Here is an 18092-nt window from a genome sequence, read left to right as displayed (position 1 = left end):
TTTAGTTCTGGTTTTTTAAAAGTTGATATCTAGATTATAAAAAAAGATATATGACAACGGCTTGTCATATATCTTCATAAACTTTTATTATTTTTTTTGCCTCATCTATTAAAATTGATTGCAGTTCGATCGGTTTTACAATTTTAGCACCGCTACCAAAGCTTAAAAGAATCGATTTAAGCCATCCAGCCTGTAGAGGTTGATAAACAGAAATTGTAATTGTCATACTTCCGTCATCGTTAATGGTTTTTGAAGAATTCTGGAATTGGTCTAATGCTTCTGCTAAGGAATTAGAACTTACCCAGATTACTACATCCTCAAAACCCACCAGATTACGGTTTGAATAAAACGCTTCCTCTTTAATTTCGTGATTTTGTAGAAACTTTTCTTGTGTCAGAGTGACATCCATCATACGTGATACTCTAAATTCTCTATAATTCTGACGTTCTCTACAATAACCATATATATACCAGTTACGGAACTTATAATGAAGGTGAATAGGTTCTACTTCACGAGATGTAAATTCATTTTTATTGCTTACATAATTAAAGTGAATTACCTTTTTTTCATGTATAGCTTTTCGCAGATTCATTAATGAATTGGGTTCTGTTCTATGGCTTTCCAAGTCAACCAATAAAGACTTATTATTACTGTTTGTATCCAGTAATTTTAGTCTATCTATCGTATGTTCAATTTCTTTATCTTTAAAAATATTCGATAAACTACTTAATACTGTAATTAAATTCAGAATGTCATAAGAACCCATTAAGCTTTTATCAAATTTGTATCCCTTTATTATACCGAATCCCCCGTTAGTCCCTTGGTAAGAAACAACTGGTATTCCAGCAGCACAAATAGCTTCGATGTCCCTATAAATTGTCCGTGGTGATACTTGAAATTCATCAGCTAAACTAGAAGCTGACAAAATTTCATTATTTAAGAGCTTGAATATGATTGATAGCAAACGTTCTAATTTCAATTCTCATTTCCTTCCCTTAGTAATTGATTAAGCGACCATTGTCATTCCATTGACCGTACATTTTATTTTCGCTGGTATTTTCAATAAACTTATCCAATCTTTTATTAAAAATATTAGGTTCATTTCTATAACTTTGTATCGTATCAATTCTAATCCTTCTGTATAGATCAGGAAAATTAATGAAGTTTTGATATAATTGGTCATCTTCTTTCAGACGAGTTTCAATATCTGCATCTATAGTAAAAGATTCAGGTCGCATATCAGGAAGAACTCTCAGTCCTTCTTCTTTCATCAAACCTAATTGATATAACCTTCTTACTCTTTCCTTATTTAATTCTGTCCAATTACTGTTTTTCTTTCTTGGGGAAAGCCTTTGAGCAAGTTCAGTATCTGATATCTTCTTCTTTATGCCATCAATCCAACCAAAACATAGTGCCTCTTCAACTGCATCTAAATACTGAATCACTTCTGATTGCTCAGTTATACTTACTATCACCCAACAAAATCTTTCTGTTTTTGAATTTTCCTCAAGCCAATCTCTTAATTCCCACCTTGTCGTAACTCTAAGTAAATTCTCTATTTCCATTTTTAAAATTATCCTTTCTAAAATGAATATATGTCCTAAATATAACTGTTTAATAGATTTGTTAGATCGGTAACATAAATGGTATCATCTTCTCGTAAATCTCCTAGCATTTTTTTGAGTTGTTCGCAATCCTTTGTTACTCCAGAAACTTCTTCTTCAAAAATAATGTCCATTCATTGAAGAAGCCATAGAGATAGAATGGCTTTATTACATTTTGTCTTATTCCCCCTTTTCGGAGGATGGGCAAAAACACTATTCCAATCTTCATTTTTTTCTCTCCCTTTGTTCAATAACTTAATTTTGCATATTTATCTGAACATACATAAGTTTACAAGGTTCTTGAACACAAAAAAGGAGAAATCCCATGATTTTTTGTTCAATATTATCGTGTACAGAAATAAACAATTTTCTGTACACATAGAAACAACCATACAGTCTGATAAAGGGGTACTAACGTCTTTTCATGGATTTTATACAAAAATATATATTTTAGGGAAATACACAAATAGAGTATTCAATGCATTTAAGATAAGAATTAATGCCGGCTTAGTTCTAGTAAAATATTTAATCCTTTTTTTAATTCTTCCAATGATGCATAGGAATAAGAAAGACGAATATGACGTAAATCGCTTGGTTCATATATATAACCTGGATTGATCAAAACATTTTGTTTAAGTAACTTTAGAAATAGCGCCTTATTTACAATAGGTTCATGAAACCTGATCCATATATAAAAACCACCCTCAGACTTTTTCCACGTAGCGATTTTTTGAAATTGCTGTTCCAATATTTCTTCTACAAATGTAGCCCTTCTTTTCAATTGTTTACGAAGTGTGATGAGATGCTTTTCGTATAAACCGGATGATATCCAGTGTGCGACGATTTCTTGAGAAATGGAACTTGATCCATAATCTGTTTGCATTTTAATATCAGCTAATCGCCCAATTACAGGTGAAGGTGCAACAACCCAACCGATCCGTAATCCAGGACTTAGCGTTTTGGATACACTACCGATATAAAGAACTTGCCCCGATGTATCAAATGACTTTATGGCAGGAGAAGATGATTCAAATAACAGTTCGTGATACACATCATCTTCAATAATCGGGATTTGTAGCTCTTTGCATGTATTGTATAGATTTTTCTTTTCTTTCACCGACCAATTATATCCTGTCGGATTGTGTAATGTTGGCACACAGTAAAATAAAGATTGTCTTTTTCTTTTGAGTGCCCGCAAATTGTCTGTCAAATGTGCGTCTCGTAAAACTGAAATCATACGCATTCCAGTGGATTGAAAGGGATGCACAGAATTTAAATACGAAGGTTGTTCTTGGAAGACAATGGATCCTTCTTCTAATAATCCAACTGCAATTAATTGAAGTGCTTGAAGTGCACCTGAAACAATTAAAATGTTCTCTGGTGCTGATTGAATACCACGTTTTTTTAAATAATTACATAAAATTCCCCGAAGCTTTTCACTTCCTTGTGGTGATGAATAGCCAATTGCCTTTGATTCAAGTGAAATCTTTTTTAACGACTGTTCAATTTGTTTCGTTGGAAGTAATTCTGGTGATAATTCACCTGTTCCAAGACGGATGATATTATCCATTTGCTCATATTCATTGATTAGTTGAATCGTATGGTAATTTGGTTTATGAATACTCGATTCAATGTGTTGCTGCCAATTTGGTTGAGAACTGTTCAAAAGCACGTTCCACGAATTATTGGCCACAAATATCCCTGATCCCACTTTAGATTCGAGCAAACCATCTGCCTTTAATTCATCAAGCGCAAGTTGTACAGTACTTCGGTTCACATTAAATTGTGTTGCAAGTTGGCGCTGTGTTGGAATTTTTGTGCCAACAGTCCAATCACCTCGCTCAATATGAGACTTTATCCAATCTACAATTTGCTCTTGAACGGTCAAATGAGAATGACGATTTGGTTTCCATTTCATCTAATTCCCTCCTAAATTGGGTGGATAAAAAACCATCCAATTGGTTGTTTTCTTTTAGTTTTATCATAGTACGATAGTAATTGAAAGGGAGTTGATTATATGGAAGCCATTGTTCACGGAATAATCTTAGCATTCGGACTCATTTTACCTTTAGGGGTACAGAATGTATTTGTATTTTCACAAGGAGCCACACAGCCAAAACTAATTCGAGCACTTCCGGCGGCTGTTACAGCTGCACTATGTGATACATTTTTAATTCTTTTAGCCGTTTTTGGTCTATCTACTATCGTTTTACAATTTGAATGGCTACGGCTTAGCCTAATGATTGCTGGAATTTTGTTTTTACTTTACATGGGATATGTTATTTGGAGGTCTGAGCCAAATACAAATGAAACGAATAAAGCATTACCAATCCGTCAACAAATCATCTTTGCTTTATCGGTTTCTTTATTAAACCCTCATGCCCTCTTAGATATAGTTGGTGTTATTGGAACAAGTGCATTAAAATATGTCGGAACGGAACAGGTTATTTTTACAATCACATGTATTATAGTATCTTGGATTTGGTTCTTTGGATTAACGCTCGCAGGTACAGTCATGAAGAAGATAGATGGTACAGGAGGTTTAATGAACATATTCAACAAATGCTCCGCCCTGTTTATCTGGGGAACTGCCGTTTATCTACTTATTGGATTAATATAACGTTAAGTTATAAAGCTATTATGTTCAGCACATAACCCATAAACGCCCGTTTATAGGACTTTATTTATTTCTACCCAAATAGAGAAAAATACTGTTTAAATTCAGTTTCAAAATTCATTACCAAAAATAAAAGGTCCTAACATATTAGTCATATATAATATATAGGGCCTTTTATTTTAAGTTATTTTGGAGATTTAGGTCTTGATAATATACGATTTTTGCATTTGATCCGAGCACCGTTAATGAATAGTTGTTTTCTTAACGTACAGGGAACTGGCTAAAATGTGTCCAAATTGTGTCTAAACGTACAATTTTCCCGAAATGATATGGTGACCCCTTTTAGGGGAACAATGAATTTCCTAACTTGATGGCTATGTGGTGCTACCGCTTTGAGCACATAGATTTCAAAAGATTGAAAGAATCCCTTGATGAATATTTTTGTTTTATTTATTAATAATTACGGTACGTGAAATTATTTGCGTTATGATGAAAAGCTCCCATAGATCTTATAACTATGAGCGCTGCCTAAGGGTATTTCCTATTCGACTTAGATCTATTGTAACAGGCTTTCACCATACATGAGAAATATAATGATCCAAAAACTAACAATCATAACAAGAAATTCTTTAAACCTTTGCTGAAAGGAAATACGACCTTCTTCCATTCTACATGCTCCTTATCTACATCTTTTTATATGTTATGTTAAAATATAGAGGAAAGAAATCCGCCAATTTCTTTCCTAGACGGTCACTCATGACTTTGCTCTTTGTTTGCTTTTGCAAATGAAGAGCTTTTATTTTGCATACTTATACTTGCTTTCCAGCATCGCATAACGTAATAACTTTAACTTTGTTTCTTTTTTCAATGCTTTCCATTCCGATACAGCAATCTTCATTTTTCATTCCTCCATTAATTAAGTTTGTTATTTATATAGACTTATAAGTTCCAGTTATAAATTTTTCTAATTTGTTTATCGCTAAATCCTTTATGAATAGCGAAGATTTCTGGAAAATCAGAGATACACAAATCAATAATTGTATTGTCCGTTGTTCTTATATAGTAATATTGAACAGCTCCCTCATAATTCGAATATAAATAGTACTTATGAATCTTATAATCTAATCCATTTTTCTCTAATACCTCATAAAGCTTATTTTTAGTTTCATCCATCACGTCAAAAATGGTTAACTGCTCCATTATTAACAGCTCCTCATTACGTAAATTTACTAAACTAACTCTAAGAACAAGGTTGTTTCATTATGTTCATTGGTACGCACATTAAACTTTTTCCCGGTAGCTTCTAATGCACTATAAAGCATTCTTTTATAGCCTAAATCCATAAAATCTACACTTATTTGACCATGATTCATAAGAAATTGAAGATCAGCCATCATCTTTTTAACTTTCCGTTCCATGTAATAACCTCCTTAACATAGTTATATAACTTATATAACTATTCTATTACTCATTTTTCCAGTTGTCAATATAAGTTATATAACTTATAATACTTTTTATAGAGGAGGTTTTAGAATGGCAGTTAATAAAGAAAAGAACACTCAAATTTTAGTTACATTTACAAAAGAACAAGTGGAACAAATAGAAAATTATTGGCATGAAAATAAGCTGAAGAATCGAAATGAAGCAATTCGCCAGCTCGTAGACAAAGGGTTAAGTCGTAAATAATGACTACCCTTTTTATTTTCCCTAAAAAACCTAAAAACGTATTTAAAGTCCGTATCTACCTTTACATACGTTTTTATAACAAATACGACTTATTGTATTGATAATCATATCAAAATCCCATACAACCAAATCTGAAAAGCTGTTTTTTAGTTAAACTGATTTTCTTCATGTATTCTTTAAACAAATGAAAAAAGAGCCGGATTTTCATCACAGCTCATGTATTAATTGGTTCTGTATGTGTACATGTAGGATATTGAGAACAACCAAAAAACTTATTTCCTGTTTTATTTGAATTACGAATCACTAAATCATGCTTACATGTTGGACATTTCCGTTCTGCAGGTGTTACCCCTTGATACACATCTTCAGCCGAATATTCGGGATTAATTTTATTAATCAATTTCTGAAGTTCTACACGATCTATTAATTTTACATTACAAGCTTCTGCTAATTCCTTTGCTTGTCTTGTATATACACTGTTTGTTACAACCCAGGCCTCATGTGCTTTGTAATAGGCTTGTGCTGCATAAATCTCTTGTACGGCACTGATGCCGACTCTATTTTTCATCCCGTAGCGTTTCGCCTGGATTACAATACGACTTTTCCCCTTCAATATCAGATCCGCTCCGAAATCATTTGACTGCTTTGTGACTGTTGGAGAATAACCCAACTCTCGAAAGAGAGCTTTTAGGTATACTTCGAATTGATGGCCGTCCATTTTGTCTATATAGCGAATACCGGACTTAGCCATTCGCTTTAATATTCTTCGCTCCTGGATCTTCCGGTACATAAATTTACAAATATGAAAAAGAACATAAAGGATAAAACCATAAATCAAAATCTGTAATATGTTTGGCATACCTGGTAGATTAGACACTTCTCTCCACCTCTTTAATTGGTTTCATTTTCTTTGGTTGAGCTGTTTCTTTTAACTGTTGCTCACTCACTTGTTTCTTTCGGACATCGTTCCAATCTTTTTCATTCGTTGGAATATCCTCTTTAAGATCTACAAAGCATTTCATCGTCTGAATAAAGTCTTTCCCGGCTTTATCGTTATCAACTGCCATAATGACCTCTTTAATATCGTGCCCTTCTTTTTTCGCATCCATTAAAGATTGAATCACTGTTTTTGACTTCAATCCATGCATAGAAACCAGGCGAGCATTTTGAATATTATTTTGCTTGATACTCCAATGGGATAACATGTCGATTGGATCTTCATAGAAATAAATCTTATCCGGCTTACCTACATCAACCGTAAAACCGGCATGGATTTTTTCATAATTCGGGACAATTTGCTTAAAGCTTCCTCTTTTATTTTCCATTTTGACAGTACCTTGACGGTTCATTCCTATTACTTGCCCTTTGCCCCCTTCTTCTCTCCATTTGAAAACGACATTATTTTTCTTATCCTGGACAATGAGATCCTTTTTAATTAACCAGTTCACTAAACGAGGATCTATTTTCCGCTCATCAATTAAGTACTGCTTGATCTCTGTTTGTTTCTGCACCTCTAAGTGTTTTGGATAGATAAATGGCTGCTGTCCTTTTTTGCGTTCTTCTTCAGCTTTTGAGCGATCAAACTCTTTATAATCCCCTTTATTTATATCTAATACGGCTTGTGGAAATGTCATTTCATAGTACATCATCGCAAAGCTAATCGCTCCATATCCCTTCTCCCCTCGACTATTCCAGGCGTATTGATTCCCTTTAATAATGAGACTGTCATGCTCTGTATGACGGTAATAGTTTCCTTCTTTCTTAAACGTTTCTCCCTTTGCTTCGAGATATGAAATCAAGTCTATATTTCTTGCTTTCATCGCGTCCTCCGTACTGACATGTGACATTACGGAATCCCCCCTTTACTCTATAAAATGAAAAAAAAAAGAGGACTATTCCGTTTCATAGTCCTTTTCTCTTAATCTACAATTTCAGCTTTATGGTTCTGTTTCTTGATCCTCAGCTTTTTCACGATTCTTTGACCAAATAACAACAATACATTCAAAGAGACAGCCACAAGAAACATACAGCCTGCAAACAGCCATACATTCATGACATAACCTTCCATTCTAGTTCCTTCTGTAAGAACACATATAATTGTTTTTGTTCCGACAGCATTTCACGAACGGCTTGAATTTCTTCGTTAGATAACGAAATAAAAATAAGCTCTTTTGGATCTCCTTTTTCTGCCCAAACGCCCTTGTAATCAATGTCTACGATTTCCACAATGTTTCCCATTCTCTTTCACTCCTTTCGTTCTAAAAACAAGAAAGAGGGCTTTTACATGTACCCTCTTTCATTTCTAGACATAAAAAAATCACTTTCCGTTTTCTCAATTGAGTAACAAAAAATGATTTAATCTGGTTTTTCTGTTATAAAATTTTTCATCGTTCCATTTCCATTGTTTCTCTTTTTCTACTTGATTTCTTTGTAGCCTTCGACTGCTCTACATTGCCAGGCTCTGGCCCCTTGTCTTTTTCTTTATGATTCGTTTGTTTTCCGTTCAATGGCTGAAATTTTTTATCTACATCCATTTCTTTTGAAGTTGTAGACTGATTCACCGTTATTCCTTCTTTCCCAAGCTTCTCATCCACCTGATTTTCTAATTTCACTACATGTTCTTGGCTTACCAGCTCATTATCAATCGAAACATACTTTGTTGTATAATATCGCTCTTCAGCTTTTACGCGAGTGACAATACTATCAATATTATCTGGTGTTTCTTCATATTGTGAACGTCTGTATGCTTCGTATTTCCGACTTAAATCCTTATCTAATGTAGTTGACTCTTTTTCTTTTGAAGGTTGAATTCGTTGATCTAAAGAGGCAATGGGTGCATATCCTTCCTTTTTCATTTCTTTATACAATTCCACTTCTTTTTCATCAAATGAGTAATCTTTTTGTCCCTCAGCTTTATCAACTAAGAGTCCATATCGTTCATCTTTTACGATTTCATCTAGACTCATATTTGCATCCTTTTCATAAACAACAAATGACAAATTTCCTCTCCCATCAAAGATAGAACTTTGAACCTTTTCATATAAATCTGGTTTCAAAATGTTATCTAAATAGACATTTTCTCGTTTCCCGTTCTTTTCCATTAGAGAAACATATAAATCGTCCCGATCTGTTTTATCTTGATTCCATACAGACAAATAATTTATATCTTTCGTAACAGCATCCATCATGTGAATTCTTGCGACTTCTTCTTCATCGTGCAAACCGTTTGCTAACACTTCAATTGTAACTAAGTGATCGGGTGTCTCTTTCGATTTTTCTAATGTACTTTCATGTGCTTTTTCCATTGGTATTTCTTTGTTATTTCTATAATTCACTACTTCATCTCGTAACGCTTGTTTCACTTCATCCGATAGATATCTTTTCTCGTTTAATACTTGTTCATACGGTGTCTTGTAGTCTCCATCTCCCATATCCAAACGATCCATACTCACAAGCTCCATTCTTCCAAAATCTCTATCTATTTCTTTTGGAATGGCGATATGATAACGAGTCTTATCATATGGTACGTATTCATCTCTTTCTCTTGCTTCCTCTTTTGCTTTTTCAATATTTGAAATGACTTCAGACATTTTTTCATTGGCTTCTCCAAATGGTATCAATTGATTACCTTTAAAGTTTTCATTTTCACTCCATTGAATTAACATAGTTGGACGGGTAATGTCATTCTGATTTAGAGCCGCATATCTTTCTTTATTTGCCACGTTAAATGCATCTATGAATTCTTTATCACTCAATTGTTCCCCACGCTCTATAGGCTTAAATGCTTGATTTCTAGAATCTGATAGCTCCCTTAATTGTGAAACAGAGACCAGTTCTTGACTTGTATTGCTTAGACTCATAAATTCCACCAATAAGATATTCTTTTCATCCTGTTTTTCATTTCTGTTTGCCATGCTTCCCACCTCTTTTTCATGTATTTGTTGTTTTTCTTTTTCTAAACTGCTTTCAATCGTTTCGATGAATTCAACGGAAGCTTCATGTACTTCTTTTAATAACTTCGTTTTATCTTTCATTTCTTTTCCTTGTGTCCAGCTCGCTAAATAACCTAATGAATATTCGCTCGTATCAATTCCGAAATAAGAAGAAACAGCATAAGCGGTCATTTCTGCTTGAAACTCTTTTTCTGGTGCTGTGTAATTCATATGCGTCTCTGCTGTATGAAGTTTGGCATGTGCCAATTCATGAAGTAAGGTTTTTACATTTTGTAATTCACTGTTCCGTGGATTCAAGGCAACTTCTTTTGTTAAGGTATAACTCACACCTTTTGCGACACCAAGCTCTGCTTTTGGTTCAATAATTTTCACACCGTTTTTTTCCGCAACAGCCTCCATCCCTCTGTACAAACTCTTGTAATCTTTTACACTCCCTTCTAGCCAACGATTCGGAAAAATACGTGGTAAATCTTCCGCTTTTGCGCTCGTTTGGGACACATCAAACACATGGCCAACAGCAAAATATAAACGACCAGGTTTCACTTCTACGCTTTTAGATTCAATTTGCTTTTTTTCTTCCACATTTGCTTTAGTTACTGTTTTCCAAGTGCCTTGTTTGTCTTTAAATTTCGCTATAGTTCTGTTTGGAACAAGGATCTGGATTCCTTTCTCACCCTTCTTAACCGCAAACCCCTTTTCTTTCCAAAAAGAAAAGGAACCAACTGCCTTGGCTCCCTCGAATTGACTCTGTATTAATGAAATATTAGATGGTGAATAGTGATAAAATTTTGCCATAAACGATAAATAATCTTTCAAATCTCCCGGTGTACGAAAATAGCCTTCTATGCTTTTTTCCATCTTTTTTGTTAAAGCTTGCACCGCTTCTTTCTTTTCTTCCGGTGATTTCGTTTGATACTTTTTCTTATAATTTTTACTCATGATCTTCCCCTACTCTTTCACTCGCTCTTTGCAATTCCTCCATGTCTTCTTCATTCCATCTTTCATTTGTATCAAAGAAAAGCGCATGTGTTTTTACGTTAACCGGAACTAACATATTCTCTTGATTCATGACATGGACTGCAAGTTCTTCCTCTTGTTCTCTTGTAATTTTGATTGTTAGTTCTTCCTCTTTTACAAGTAAAACGAGTTCACCTTCTCCAATTGCTTTAATGACTCCTAATGCAATATCTTCATGAAATAACAACATCCTACTAACCTCCTATTTTTTTTATAAAAAGAAACAATCTAGCTTACGTTACATTGTTCTTTGAAGCCTCATGATCTAAACGTTTTTGTCTTAAATGGCTAATTCGTTCTTCCACAGTTTTCTTTGCCATCTTCACACTTTCCATCTCCTGTTTATCAGTCGTAATAATGCTGTCTACACCTTCTAAAAAGAAATAACCATTTAATAATTCAATTAAAACTTGTGTATTTCGATCCGCACTATTTGCACCAAGACGAATTTTTGTTAGCTCACTTTTTAACACATCATGTAAGTTATTCGATACGACTTCCGTTATATAATTTAGTGACCATTCTGTGCTTTTTGCTGCTTCATGTTCCTTGCAAATTCTTCCCATTGCTTCCCCTGTATATCGAATTCCGTGTTCCTCCATATAATCCTTTATATAATCCTCTGTCTCTTGATCCATCGTTACCTGTCTTCTAATTGTACTCATTTAATAACCCCTCTCATTTTGATATGCACTCTCTTTTTGCATACGCTCATAATACTTTTGGTTCTTCCAACTTTCATATTCACTTTTAAAAGCACGTTCTACTTTTTTCATGGAATACTGAATAGATACATTCTGTTGAAATTTTTGAAACGGCTTTGATTTTTTCATGTGATGGATTCTCTTTTGTTCTTTATCGTATGCCTTCATTTCTTGTAAAAAGGCGTTCCCCATTCTTTTATGCAAGTCATTAATTTTATTCGTTTTGTAATTTTCATATTGCTTCTTATCATACTTGCCTTCCCCATATGCTTCTTTAAAAACTTGCACTTCTTTATCTAACTTTTGGAGAAACTGATCGTAATCTTTTTTATGATGATGTTGAATATATCTCCTGCTTAATTCATCAATTTCCGGCTTTAATGGCTGAATGGTATTGTAGCTATACTGCCACTGTCTTTTATCACTTGGTAACTGTTTATAGATTTGTAAAAACAATGGTTTCAAATGTTGATTGCGCCAATCAAAAACGGAATCTTCCTTTTTACTTCCCACCATATTATTTCGAATCAGATCATTAATTTGTTTTTGTTCCTGCTTACGATCTAACAAATTGTTTACGACTTTTCCCCTCATCGCATCCAATGTTTTGGGTTTTCTTTTGCCACGTTCTCTCGTTGGAAATGGTTCAACAGTTGCCACATGAATATGAATGTTGTCCGTATTAAAATGAATGGCTGCCGACCAGGTAGAACTTTTTTCTAACCCCTCCCTTTTCTGCATTTCCTTCATCGCAAGCCGTGTTACATCCATCAACTTTTTTTCATCCAATGTTTTTGTTTTCTCATCATAAATGCCTTGTTCCTCTAGCCAAGGATTATGAAAAGAAATGACATCTTGCCACATGATACTTCCATTTTCATGAGCGGTTTTAAACATTTCCTTTAAGGCTTTTTTCTCACCTTCTGATAAACGATTTGAGTGTTCCGTAAACAGTGCGGATGTCTTTTCTGGATTCCCCATATATTCTTGATACGTTTCAAACATTTTCGGATTCAGTTTCAATTCACTTTTTGCTTCTTCCCGATCTACATACTCTATATAGTTCTGAAACGCATCCGAACTTGGTAACACAAATTTTGTTTTTAAAACAACACCTGGTGTGCTGGAAGATTGAACAGGAGCCGCATTACTCATTTTCATCACCCTGCATCATGAGTTGTATAAACTCATTCATTTTTTGCATTTCGCTATAGCACTCTCTCATTACGTAAATGTTCTTTTCAATTAAAGTTTCTAACTCCATTTCCTTTTTGGTTTGCTCCGGCAAAAAAGCCGCCATTTCAATTATTCCTTTTAAAAGTTTTTGTCTCGAAACTCCTTTCTTTTTTGCCATTTCATCAAATTTTTTGATTGCAACCGGATCTATATCTCTTATTTTTAAATGCACAATTTCCGCTCCTTTCTACAATTGTGGGTAGAGCACCAAAAATAGTGAGAAGAGCATAAGGGGTTTTTGTTCCCACCTAAGGTGTGAAGCTAGGCGGAGCCTAGCAAAACGATGGGAACAAGGAAAGAGGTTGAATGTCCCCATTACGTCCCCATATTTTTCGTTAATGTCTCCATCACGTCCCTATATTTTTCCTCGATGTCCCTTCCGTGTCCCCTTGTTTTCCCTCAATGTCCCCATCATGTCCCTATGTCTTTTTTCAGTTTTTATTAATTTCTAGTGCCTTTTGCTCTAATTTTTTGATCTTATCTCGTGCAATTTTTTGTTCTCCTTTAAACAATTCAATGTTCTTTTCTGATGATTTTATTTTGGATTCTAAAGATGATATTTTCGATTGGGTTTCCGTTTTTTCCGCTTCGGTTTGGTACTTCATTTCATCTTTCAGTTCTTTCACTTTCTCAAAAACTGTCTTCCCATTTTCCTCTTCAAGCTTGATTGCTTTCCCATAATTTTCGATCTTTGTTTCAATATCTTTTTTGTCCCTTTCTATAAAATCTAACTCATATGTTCTTTTATTTTCAGCTAACAATTCATCATTTGCTTTTGTTTTTCTTTGATCGGTAAAAATCGTCTGAACAAGTTTATTGGGACTCTTTGTACTTGTATTTTCTTCTTCGTACTCGTTAACATCTTGTGTAAACTTCCGAATATCCATTTGTTCTTTTTCACTGTTCATATTGTAAATATCTAAAGCTAAAGCTCCCCAATTTGGAGATAATTCTTTGACTTCTATCACGTAATTTCCGTTCTCTTCATACAACACTTTGACGGGTAATTGAGCACCTGGCTTTCCTTTTTCTTGTGCCTTAAACGTAAAGCCAGTTTCCTCATATCCTTCTATCCGAAATCGAATTTCTATGAAGTTTTTATGCGGATTATATTCCCTTTGTTCTACAATCAATTTTCCCATCCCGGACAACTTAATTACTTTGTTTGTTTCCGTATGGAATAGTTTTTCATCGTTCGGCATGTAAATTTTAGATGTCAAGAAAGCGAAAAAACCGATAAATAGAAAGCTGATAATTGCTAGGTAGATCCACGACTTATTTCTTCTCAAATTTATTCTTTCACTCTTCTTACTGATTGCACCTATCACACTCTCACCTCACCTTTTTTTGTTATAAAACTTGCACATTGAGTTCTTCTACACTTGTAACTCGCCATGTTTCCTTTTCCTTTTTATGATGATTCGCAACACACTTTTAACTTTTTCTTCTCGATTTTGCGCTGAATCCGTCGTGACATTCATAAATTCAGCTAACACATTTACTTCTTCTTGATCGGGTTCATTTTCTTGTAAATAAAACTTCATTTCTATTGGTTTTATTTTATAGGTATCTCCTAATTCGTATTTATCAGTGGGATAAAATTGTTGTAAAAGTTCTTCACTCATAATGGATTTTGCTTTTTCTTTTCGCTCATTGTAACCCTCTTTTTCTCGATGAAAGGATAATTGAATAAACGTTTCGGCTGTCGATAAATACGCTCTTCTTTGTTGTTCTTGTGCGGAGGGAAGCACCTTATCAAGTCGTCTTTTTAAGTCTTCATTTTGTTTTGTTAGTAATTCATTTGAAAGTTTTAACTGTTTTTCTTTGCCAGCACTCATTGATTTTTTGCTCAAATAGATATTAAAAGCTGTCACACCTACAACTAAAATGACAAACACAATAAACAAAGATTTTCGTTTATCTTTCATTCTTTCAGTCTCCTATTCTTTCGATTTTTAGAACCTTCTTACATGACCAGAAAAGACTTTTTTCCAATACGGATTATTTAAATCTTCAATGGAAACACCTTTATTTGTTTGGCAACCAATGAAAGTATTTTTATCAATTACAATGCCAACGTGTCCGTCATGTTTGTAGGTATCAAAGAAAATAACATCACCCGGTTTCATATCATTTGCTGATACTGTTGTACCGATTTTATTTAATGTTTCCGTACTTACAGCTCCTATCGGACTGGTATACATCCCTACTTGTTCGAATGCCCAACGTACAAAACTTGAACAATCAAAAATCCCTCTTGCAATGTCATTTGTATTACGTCCTCCACCATTGTCATGTATTCTTATAATCTCCTAGCAACGTACTATTTTTCATCAAATAGAATTTCAAAACACGCCTCAGATCTTATAATTATTTCTCTTTTTCTAAATTATGCAGGTATGAAATTTCCACTTATATGAAACTGAAGATTCTATCATTTACTCATAAATTAACCTTGGAATTTACTAAGATAAAATCTTGATTCCCTTGATACAGCTAGCCTAACATCTCTAAAATAGATTCTAATGTTTATAATGATTTTATTTTTTAAACAAGATTTAATAAATACAGTATTCTATCCTAAAGGGGAAACATTATAAGTATGTTCTTTATCATTTTCCGACAGAATACTGTTTCTTAATTTTTGTGATTATTTGGGGAAATATATCCAATTCACAAAAAAAGTAGGGAAGCTTGTATGTTTTTACAAGCTCCCCTACTTTTTACGTATCATTTAAGTTATTTTTTAAATAGTTTAGCGAACCATGATTTTTCTTGTTGAGAAGACGCAACTAACTTCTTGGTTTCTTGTATTTCTCGAACCACTTCTAATAACTGCTGATCTCTACTGTTTATTTTTCTATCAATAGTCTTTTGCTGTTCATCAATCTTGTTCGTTAGTGTTTGATTAGTTTGTTCTAAATTGTCTATGCGTTTTAAAAGCTCCATATTCATAGCTTTTTGTTCTTGAAAATATATAGAAACCTCTTTCATACTCTCATACATCGTCTGAATAATTGGTTTCGTTATTTCGTTGTCTTCATCACTCTCTTCTACTACAATATAATCTACATTTTGTTTTAACATCTGTTCTATTATTTCTGGTGGTTCTTGTGCATCTTTCATATTAGCAATTAATTTAAAAAGCTCTAATGCTTCCTGTTCATATCTCAGCGTTCGCCCCTTCGTCCCAGCGACGGTTGGTAAGTATGGTTTGAATTGATCCCGCCAGGCCTGAAGGGTTGTCCTCGGCTTCCCAAGCATCCTTGCTATATCTGCAAGGGAATATGTTTTCTTATAAGGTTCTTCCCTATCCATTCCATCGTCCTCCCCTCATCGTCATTTGTTGTTATCGATGTCCGACACGTTGTCATTACATTGTTGTTGACCATCATCCATGTCGGTCATGTTGTCATTATATTGTTATTGACCATCATCCATGTTTGTCGTGTTGTCATTACATTGTTGTTGACCATCATTCATGTCGGTCATGTTGTCATTGTATCGTTATTGACCATCATTCACGTTGGTCATGTTGTCATTATATTGTTATTGACCATCATCCATGTTGGTCATGTTGTCATTACATTGTTATTGACCATCATCCATGTTGGTCATGTTGTCATTACATTGTTATTGACCATCATTCATGTCGGTCATGTTGCTATTTTACTGTTATTCATCATCATTTATGTTCGACATGTCGGCGTCTAACTGTTATGTGTTTAATTCGTTTGAAAGAAGGTATTTCCTTGTTTATTTTGAATTTTTTAAGTATATAGGTTAATTAAATAATAAGTACGATTCAAGTCGTACTTATTATTTAAAATTTTCTTATTTTTGATTAAATGCGCTAAAGCATAATCAAAAGTAGCACTTAAGTCGTACTTAATGTATAAAGGGGGAATTATAAATGAAAATTGGAAGAAAAGTAGCGGATTTCGGAAATAGTTTTAATAATTTCATGGTTGATGGTTATTATATTGAACTTGCAACGAATGTAGTTAAGATTTCAAAGAAACAAGCTGAGGATTTACTTGTTGATCGTATTTCTAAACCAGAAGATTTACTGGATAGATTACTAATTTCCACTGAAATCGAAGGTGAAGAGTCTTACTATTTAGTTGGGCAATTGGCTGAAGATAATCAGTTAGCAAACTCACATGTAAATAAGATGCACGATAAAATAAATAGTCCTATCCCATACGTATGCTTTTTAGGAGCAATTGCATATTATCATGCCCTTAATGCTGATCAAGAAGATAATGAAGTTGAAATTGAACACATGAGTATGATGCTTCCAATTTGGCTTTTAAAACGCGAAGAGAAATTTAGCATTGCCCATAAAAAAATGGAAGAAAGATTTATTGGTGAACATAAAGTTAAAGTGTTAACACCAGGAATGGAGAAAGAACTAACTATTACAGTCAATTCAGCAAAATGTAGAAATGAATCAGAAGTTGCTAGACATTCTTTAAAATATAAAATGGTTTCAAAAGATCAGAATACAAATGTAATTAGTATTGAAAAGCGATATGAATCTGAGAGATTCGATGACTATGAAGTAGTTTTAACTGACATTGGTGGCGGTTCTACAGATGCTGTGCGATTAGGTAAAGGGCTTACTACACCTAAGCACAGAGATTCTTTCCAAGTTATCGATATTGAGCCATTCTTGGGATACCTAGAACGCTTTAGAAAAGAAAAATTGATTCAATACTTTAAGGATCTAAGAACATTAGAGAAATTTATAGTTAATAAATATAAAGTACAAAAGTATGTACTATCGAATGAAAATACTGGTGAAGAATATGATTTTACAAATGAAATTGTAGAGGCACTGAAAGAATATGCAAGAATTTTAGTTGCTAAAATTCTTGATGTATTCATCCCCTCTAGTACGAATACAGTATTGAAATTCATTTATATCGGAGGCGAAGCACCCGTTTTAGAACCATACATCCGTCTCGCTTTATTGAATCATATGTCTGAAATGGCTGCTAAAAACAATCACTTCTTCTTGAACGATATTATTCAAAATAGCGACAAAGAAGTATTTGCTCCAACTTCACGTACAATTAATCTAACTGCATTAGAATTAAAAGTAATTGATGAAATGAAGGGACAGCTAGCGTGAACTACTCGCCACTTAGCAAAGCTTGAAGTGGGAGCTTCTCAGTTCCACGACGAAAGTAACCTTTCGTCTCCCTGAGCGTTACTTCGGGGTGTTCCACCCCTAGATGTCCAACGCTTGGACGCTCTTTTGGTACGGTTG

Annotated in this window: 20 protein-coding genes and 2 pseudogenes; 4 read left to right on the top strand and 18 right to left on the bottom strand. The window is 34.0% G+C overall.

The window, feature by feature from the left end; translation table 11 throughout:
* Nucleotides 1-64: 64 nt before the first annotated feature.
* From BAU27_RS06155 to BAU27_RS06140, 4 genes are all read right to left on the bottom strand, one after another.
* A complete protein-coding gene (locus BAU27_RS06155) occupies nt 65-979 on the bottom strand; it encodes a helix-turn-helix transcriptional regulator (protein WP_071770387.1) in 915 nt (304 codons plus the stop codon).
* A 16-nt stretch (nt 980-995) separates the two neighbouring features.
* On the bottom strand, nt 996-1565 hold the full coding sequence (locus tag BAU27_RS06150) for a YdeI/OmpD-associated family protein (protein WP_071770386.1): 570 nt from the start codon (nt 1563-1565) through the stop codon (nt 996-998).
* A 35-nt stretch (nt 1566-1600) separates the two neighbouring features.
* Nucleotides 1601-1738: a recombinase family protein gene (locus tag BAU27_RS06145; protein ID WP_071770385.1), complete on the bottom strand. Its 138-nt coding sequence runs from the start codon at nt 1736-1738 to the stop codon at nt 1601-1603.
* 362 nt (nt 1739-2100) lie between these two features.
* Nucleotides 2101-3522 (bottom strand): aminotransferase-like domain-containing protein, encoded by a 1422-nt coding sequence (locus BAU27_RS06140; protein ID WP_071770384.1) that lies wholly within the window; start codon nt 3520-3522, stop codon nt 2101-2103.
* 99 nt (nt 3523-3621) lie between these two features.
* On the opposite strand from BAU27_RS06140, the gene BAU27_RS06135 reads away from it, so the two are divergent.
* The gene (locus BAU27_RS06135) at nt 3622-4224 is read left to right on the top strand and encodes a LysE/ArgO family amino acid transporter (RefSeq protein WP_071770383.1); all 603 of its coding nucleotides are present in this window, start codon (nt 3622-3624) and stop codon (nt 4222-4224) included.
* A gap of 936 nt (nt 4225-5160) precedes the next feature.
* Here the strand turns inward: BAU27_RS06135 and BAU27_RS06130 are convergent.
* Together BAU27_RS06130 and BAU27_RS06125 are read right to left on the bottom strand one after the other, a co-directional pair.
* Nucleotides 5161-5421 carry a hypothetical protein gene (locus BAU27_RS06130; protein WP_071770382.1) on the bottom strand — a complete coding sequence of 87 codons (261 nt, stop codon included), beginning with the start codon at nt 5419-5421 and terminating at the stop codon, nt 5161-5163.
* A 29-nt stretch (nt 5422-5450) separates the two neighbouring features.
* Nucleotides 5451-5639, bottom strand: a complete 189-nt coding sequence (locus BAU27_RS06125; RefSeq protein ID WP_071770381.1) for a hypothetical protein — start codon at nt 5637-5639, stop codon at nt 5451-5453.
* A 115-nt stretch (nt 5640-5754) separates the two neighbouring features.
* On the opposite strand from BAU27_RS06125, the gene BAU27_RS32245 reads away from it, so the two are divergent.
* Nucleotides 5755-5907 carry a ribbon-helix-helix domain-containing protein gene (locus BAU27_RS32245; protein WP_175546523.1) on the top strand — a complete coding sequence of 51 codons (153 nt, stop codon included), beginning with the start codon at nt 5755-5757 and terminating at the stop codon, nt 5905-5907.
* Between the two features lie 214 nt (nt 5908-6121).
* Here the strand turns inward: BAU27_RS32245 and BAU27_RS06120 are convergent, their stop codons facing one another.
* The 12 genes and pseudogenes from BAU27_RS06120 to BAU27_RS06065 all read right to left on the bottom strand — a co-directional run bounded on the left by BAU27_RS06120 (nt 6122) and on the right by BAU27_RS06065 (nt 16135).
* Nucleotides 6122-6784 carry a restriction endonuclease gene (locus tag BAU27_RS06120; RefSeq protein ID WP_071770380.1) on the bottom strand — a complete coding sequence of 221 codons (663 nt, stop codon included), beginning with the start codon at nt 6782-6784 and terminating at the stop codon, nt 6122-6124.
* Nucleotides 6777-7754: a DUF3991 and TOPRIM domain-containing protein gene (locus BAU27_RS06115; protein WP_071770379.1), complete on the bottom strand. Its 978-nt coding sequence runs from the start codon at nt 7752-7754 to the stop codon at nt 6777-6779. The genes BAU27_RS06120 and BAU27_RS06115 overlap by 8 nt, the downstream gene beginning before the upstream one ends.
* A gap of 202 nt (nt 7755-7956) precedes the next feature.
* Nucleotides 7957-8145 carry a hypothetical protein gene (locus BAU27_RS06110; protein ID WP_071770378.1) on the bottom strand — a complete coding sequence of 63 codons (189 nt, stop codon included), beginning with the start codon at nt 8143-8145 and terminating at the stop codon, nt 7957-7959.
* A 146-nt stretch (nt 8146-8291) separates the two neighbouring features.
* Nucleotides 8292-10799, bottom strand: coding sequence for an LPD25 domain-containing protein (locus tag BAU27_RS06105; RefSeq protein ID WP_071770377.1), 2508 nt, complete (start codon nt 10797-10799; stop codon nt 8292-8294).
* On the bottom strand, nt 10792-11067 hold the full coding sequence (locus tag BAU27_RS06100; RefSeq protein ID WP_070146036.1) for a hypothetical protein: 276 nt from the start codon (nt 11065-11067) through the stop codon (nt 10792-10794). Before BAU27_RS06100 ends, BAU27_RS06105 begins: the two co-directional genes overlap by 8 nt.
* A gap of 43 nt (nt 11068-11110) precedes the next feature.
* Nucleotides 11111-11542 (bottom strand): hypothetical protein, encoded by a 432-nt coding sequence (locus BAU27_RS06095; protein WP_016128428.1) that lies wholly within the window; start codon nt 11540-11542, stop codon nt 11111-11113.
* Nucleotides 11543-12736: a MobP2 family relaxase gene (gene mobP2, locus BAU27_RS06090; RefSeq protein WP_071770376.1), complete on the bottom strand. Its 1194-nt coding sequence runs from the start codon at nt 12734-12736 to the stop codon at nt 11543-11545.
* Nucleotides 12729-12989 (bottom strand): hypothetical protein, encoded by a 261-nt coding sequence (locus tag BAU27_RS06085; RefSeq protein ID WP_071770375.1) that lies wholly within the window; start codon nt 12987-12989, stop codon nt 12729-12731. Before BAU27_RS06085 ends, mobP2 begins: the two co-directional genes overlap by 8 nt.
* Before the next feature lie 259 nt (nt 12990-13248).
* Nucleotides 13249-14145 (bottom strand): hypothetical protein, encoded by an 897-nt coding sequence (locus tag BAU27_RS06080; protein ID WP_071770374.1) that lies wholly within the window; start codon nt 14143-14145, stop codon nt 13249-13251.
* Between the two features lie 22 nt (nt 14146-14167).
* Nucleotides 14168-14745, bottom strand: a pseudogene (locus tag BAU27_RS06075) (MerR family transcriptional regulator).
* Between the two features lie 27 nt (nt 14746-14772).
* A pseudogene (locus BAU27_RS06070) lies at nt 14773-15105 on the bottom strand (C40 family peptidase); the annotation flags it as partial.
* 451 nt (nt 15106-15556) lie between these two features.
* Nucleotides 15557-16135, bottom strand: coding sequence for a DUF3967 domain-containing protein (locus BAU27_RS06065; RefSeq protein WP_016128459.1), 579 nt, complete (start codon nt 16133-16135; stop codon nt 15557-15559).
* Between the two features lie 60 nt (nt 16136-16195).
* Between BAU27_RS06065 and BAU27_RS31635 the strand changes: the two genes are divergently transcribed.
* Nucleotides 16196-16531, top strand: a complete 336-nt coding sequence (locus BAU27_RS31635) for a hypothetical protein (RefSeq protein WP_139254608.1) — start codon at nt 16196-16198, stop codon at nt 16529-16531.
* Nucleotides 16532-16730: 199 nt separating this feature from the next.
* Complete coding sequence (locus BAU27_RS06060) at nt 16731-17954, top strand: ParM/StbA family protein (protein WP_071770373.1); 1224 nt, start codon at nt 16731-16733, stop codon at nt 17952-17954.
* Nucleotides 17955-18092: the final 138 nt, after the last annotated feature.

The organism is Bacillus sp. NH11B (genome assembly GCF_001884205.1).
GTDB classification, from domain to species: Bacteria; Bacillota; Bacilli; order Bacillales; family Bacillaceae_G; genus Bacillus_A; species Bacillus_A proteolyticus.
This window is presented reverse-complemented; position numbering and strand designations above follow the sequence as displayed.